This is a genomic window from Nodularia sp. LEGE 04288 (genome assembly GCF_963896525.1).
Classification (GTDB): Bacteria; Cyanobacteriota; Cyanobacteriia; order Cyanobacteriales; family Nostocaceae; genus Nodularia.
The window spans coordinates 1-4,319 of sequence record NZ_CAWQOY010000062.1 but is presented as its reverse complement, the minus strand read 5'-3'; the positions used below and the strand labels follow the sequence as shown (position 1 = coordinate 4,319).

3 protein-coding genes are annotated in these 4,319 nt (G+C 41.6%); 2 read left to right on the top strand and 1 reads right to left on the bottom strand.

Translation table 11 applies throughout. The annotated features are described in order from the left end of the window. Positions 1-1,098: replication restart helicase PriA (gene priA, locus AACX33_RS04805; protein WP_227789444.1), on the top strand; the 1,098-nt coding region annotated here is incomplete at its 5' end. 132 nt (positions 1,099-1,230) lie between these two features. Here priA and AACX33_RS04800 read toward each other — a convergent pair. Then, positions 1,231-1,599, bottom strand: a complete 369-nt coding sequence (locus tag AACX33_RS04800) for a hypothetical protein (RefSeq protein WP_193998242.1) — start codon at positions 1,597-1,599, stop codon at positions 1,231-1,233. Positions 1,600-2,505: 906 nt separating this feature from the next. Between AACX33_RS04800 and kdpA the strand changes: the two genes are divergently transcribed. After that, positions 2,506-4,191, top strand: a complete 1,686-nt coding sequence (gene kdpA / locus AACX33_RS04795; protein WP_193998241.1) for a potassium-transporting ATPase subunit KdpA — start codon at positions 2,506-2,508, stop codon at positions 4,189-4,191. Positions 4,192-4,319: the final 128 nt, after the last annotated feature.

Here is a 4,319-nt window from a genome sequence, read left to right as displayed (position 1 = left end):
ACCCCACACCCTACTTATTACCTTTCCCTCCCCGAACGCATCTACTCGCGCCCATTACCACCGGTGGAATTAGTCGATATGCGGCTAGAGTTACAGCAGGGAAATCGTTCTATATTTAGTAGACCGCTACAAGCAGCTTTACAGCAACTACAAGAGAAGCAACAACAGGGAATTTTATTTATTCATCGCCGGGGACACAGTACCTTTGTCTCTTGTCGCAGCTGTGGTTATGTAATGGAATGTCCCCATTGTGATGTGTCGCTGTCCTATCACCAGACAGAAGAAGGCGCGCCGCAATTACTACGCTGTCATTACTGTAACTATACGCGATCGCATCCTCCCCAATGTCCCGAATGCGGTTCACCATACCTGAAATTCTTTGGTAGCGGAACTCAGCGCGTCGCCCAAGAATTAGCAAAACAGTTTCCGCAATTAAGTTATATCCGTTTTGATAGCGATACCACCCGCAATAAAGGCGCACATCGTCACCTACTGACTCAATTTGCTAACGGTGAAGCCCATTTATTAGTAGGAACACAAATGATCACCAAAGGTTTAGATTTACCCCAGGTGACACTAGTCGGCGTTGTCTCTGCTGATGGTTTGTTGCATTTATCAGATTATCGCGCCAGCGAGCGAGCATTTCAAACCCTAACTCAAGTAGCCGGACGCGCTGGTAGAGGCGATGATCCCGGTCGAGTGATTGTGCAAACTTACACCCCAGAACATCCTGTAATTGGGGCGGTACAACAACATGATTATCAGTCTTTTTCTCAAACAGAATTAGAAGAACGCCAAGCGCTGAATTATCCCCCCTATGGACGGTTAATTTTATTGCGCTTGAGTAGTTTAGATCCCATTCAAGTCCAGAACACAGCCCAAATTATCGCCACAGCTTTAAGTTGTAGCGAAGGATTTGATATCCTCGGCCCAGCCCCAGCCAGTATTGTGCGGGTAGCTAACCGTTATCGTTGGCAAATTATGCTGAAGTTTGATCCCGATGCTTTACCAAATTTACCTGATTGGGAGTCAGTGCGATCGCTTTGTCCTGATTCTGTGAGTTTAACGATAGATGTAGATCCATTAAACATCATGTGAAAACTGACAACCCTTTGCCAGTAAATCAAGTCAGATCAAAAACATCAACTTGGCATATTTAAATTACCTTAAACTCTTGTGGGTGAGGGCAAAGATGCCCGCCCATATTATGCTGCAACTGGTGTTTAAAGACTAGTTTGAATCTTCCCCAGTCCAGAATTCATTGATGTTAACCATCCAGGGTATACCTTGATTAACTGGAGAATTGACACTAATTTTAGCTTGGTTAGCAAATCGTTTTAACTTATTAGCTAAATAAGGAATAGTCGTCATCAGATGCTGATAACTTTTGATATCATGACAGACCAAAAATAAGATCAGAATACCGCCATTAACTTTGAAATACCAGTGACAACTGGATAACAAAATCCTTATTCTTGGCTTACACGCTAAAAAAAAGCTTTTTTTGGTAGCTTCTTCTAATTGGCTTAACCAAATACCACTCAGTTGGGTTGTTTTATTAGAAGGCAAATCATCCGGAGATAAATATGGTTGATACATAGTAACTCTGGCATTATTCAAAAGAGTAAAAAACTTAAGTCAACTGTATGAACTGGAAATAATTACCTAGGCATAAAATTCAGCCTATAAGTTAAGCCAGACTACATGGCGTTTTAATTTAACGTCCGTTCACCCCTTGATAAACTTTATATAATCGACAGTGTACTATCGCTAATTTTCCTCATATTTCCTTAGTAATTAATCAACATAAGTTAATAATTTCCATACCATGACATTGTTATCTGAAGATGTAGAAAATTAGCCTGCATAGGTAGCGTGGTTTCTGTAGCTGAGGTAGTCCCCGCCCCAAAAGTGATTTCTCCGCCACTAGACCGTAGTTTTCCTACAAGTTGATCAAACAAGAGAAAAGAGGGCTTAAAGACCCCATAACAGCAGCTTTCGTAGAAATTGATCTGTGTACATCTGTAGTTGATTATTTTTTGGTGTACTGCACTCACTTGCAAACTGCTGTAAATATAGAGACACCGAAACCAGGAGACATGATTGAGAGTACCTTGCATCTGCAAATAAATATGCAATATAATTTTTTGCTAACTTTCAGTTTAATTTCCGGCTATGGATAATATTTAGTGTAAATATATACAAATATTAGGTTTGATGTCATCAATGTATCTGAGATCAGCTTGTATTTGAAATTAGCAAATTTTACCGTTTTATTGTATAACCAAGTCATATTAACAAGGCATATAAGAGTAAATTTTCCATATTTTTGGCGGAAACTTGCAAAAGATTCTGAAAAATAGTAATAACCCTAAAAAGCACATCCATTGAGGTTAAATATCAGAGACATTACCAAACTGCTCGTGATTTAATTACAGAGTAATTCATTTGATCTATATAAATAATTAGCTTTCTATCATTGAACTTGAACTGAGTGCGAAATAAATGGGACAAGGTTTTTTGCAAATCGGCTTAACGCTGTGTATTGTTATAGCAATCGTTAGGGTTTTGGGAAGATACATGGCGCGGGTTTTTTTAGGAGAAAGAACACTGCTTGATCCTTTAATGAACCCTATAGAGCGCAGCTTCTTCGTTTTAGCAGGTGTCCGGAGTAAAGATGACCTCACAGGTGGTCAGTATATTCGGGCAGTACTGTACAGTAACTTGATCATGAGTATTTTAGTATACACATTAATATTTTATCAGCGATTACTACCTTGGAATCCCAACGGCTTTGATGCTCCTACCTGGGATATATTACTACACACAGTCGTTTCATTTATCACTAATACTGGACAGCAACACTACACAGGGGAAACCACCTTAAGTTATTTTAGCCAGGTAGCCGCTTTAGGCTTTTTGATGTTCACCTCAGCAGCCACAGGTTTAGCGGTAGGAATTGCCTTTATTCGGGGCTTGACAGGCAAAAAGCTGGGTAACTTTTACGTTGATCTGACTCGTGCCATCACGAGGATATTACTACCGATCTCAATCATGGGAGCGATCGCCTTAGTTTTCTTAGGTGTACCGCAAACATTAGATCAAACCCTGGTTGTGGAAACCTTGGAGGGCAGAACCCAATATATTGCCAGAGGGCCAGTCGCGTCCTTTGAGATGATTAAAATGTTGGGTGATAACGGCGGCGGTTTTTTTGGCGTTAACTCAGCCCATCCCTTTGAAAACCCCAACGGCGGTGCTAATTTAATCGAAATCATCGCCATGATTGCCATTCCAGCATCCTTAATTTACACCTACGGCATATTGTCCAAAAATATCAAACAAGCTTGGCTGCTATTTTGGATGGTATTTGTGGTGTTTATCATTCTCATTTGGATAACAGTCGGCGGAGAACAACAAGGTAATCCCCTCGTCAATGGCACATTGCGATTAGAACAGCCGAATTTAGAGGGCAAAGAAATTCGATTGGGTTGGACACAAACAGCACTCTGGGCAGTGATCACCACCGCCACCATGTGCGGTGCAGTCAACGGAATGCATGATTCCTTGATGCCAGAAGGACTATTTTCCACCTTATTCAACTTATTCCTGCGAATGATCTGGGGAGGACAAGGAACTGGGACAGCTTACCTATTTGTTTACCTAATTCTGACTGTGTTCTTGACCGGGTTACTCGTGGGACGCACCCCAGAATTTTTAGGACGCAAAATTGAACGGCGAGAGATTATCCTTGCCACTGTGGTACTGCTGATTCATCCCCTTGTGGTTTTAATTCCCAGTGCCATTACATTGGCTTATCCTTTTTCCCTATCTGGAATTAGTAACCCAGGATTTCACGGCATTTCTCAAGTAGTTTATGAATATGCTTCAGCTGGTGCCAATAATGGCTCTAGTTTACAGGGATTGAACAACAACACCCTATGGTGGAATTTAAGTACCTGTGTGAGTATGTTTGCCGGGCGCTACATTCCGATCATTGCCCTTTTGCTACTAGCTGATGGTATGTCTCGTAAACCAACAATCCCAGAAACGCCTCATACCCTCAAAACAGATTCGCTGTTATTTACCACTGCCACAGCTGGATTAGTGCTGATTTTGGGAATGTTAGCTTTCTTTCCCATATTGGCTTTAGGTCCCATTGCCGAGGGTTTTAAACTAGCTTCCGGTAGTTAAAAATCAGGGTGCAGAGGGATTTAAGAGGCAGGGGAGCAGGGAGCAGGGAGCGGGGGTGAGTTGGAAATTACTTTACACGCACGACTGCTTAACAACCTATTCTCTCTGTCTCTTATAGACATGTGCGA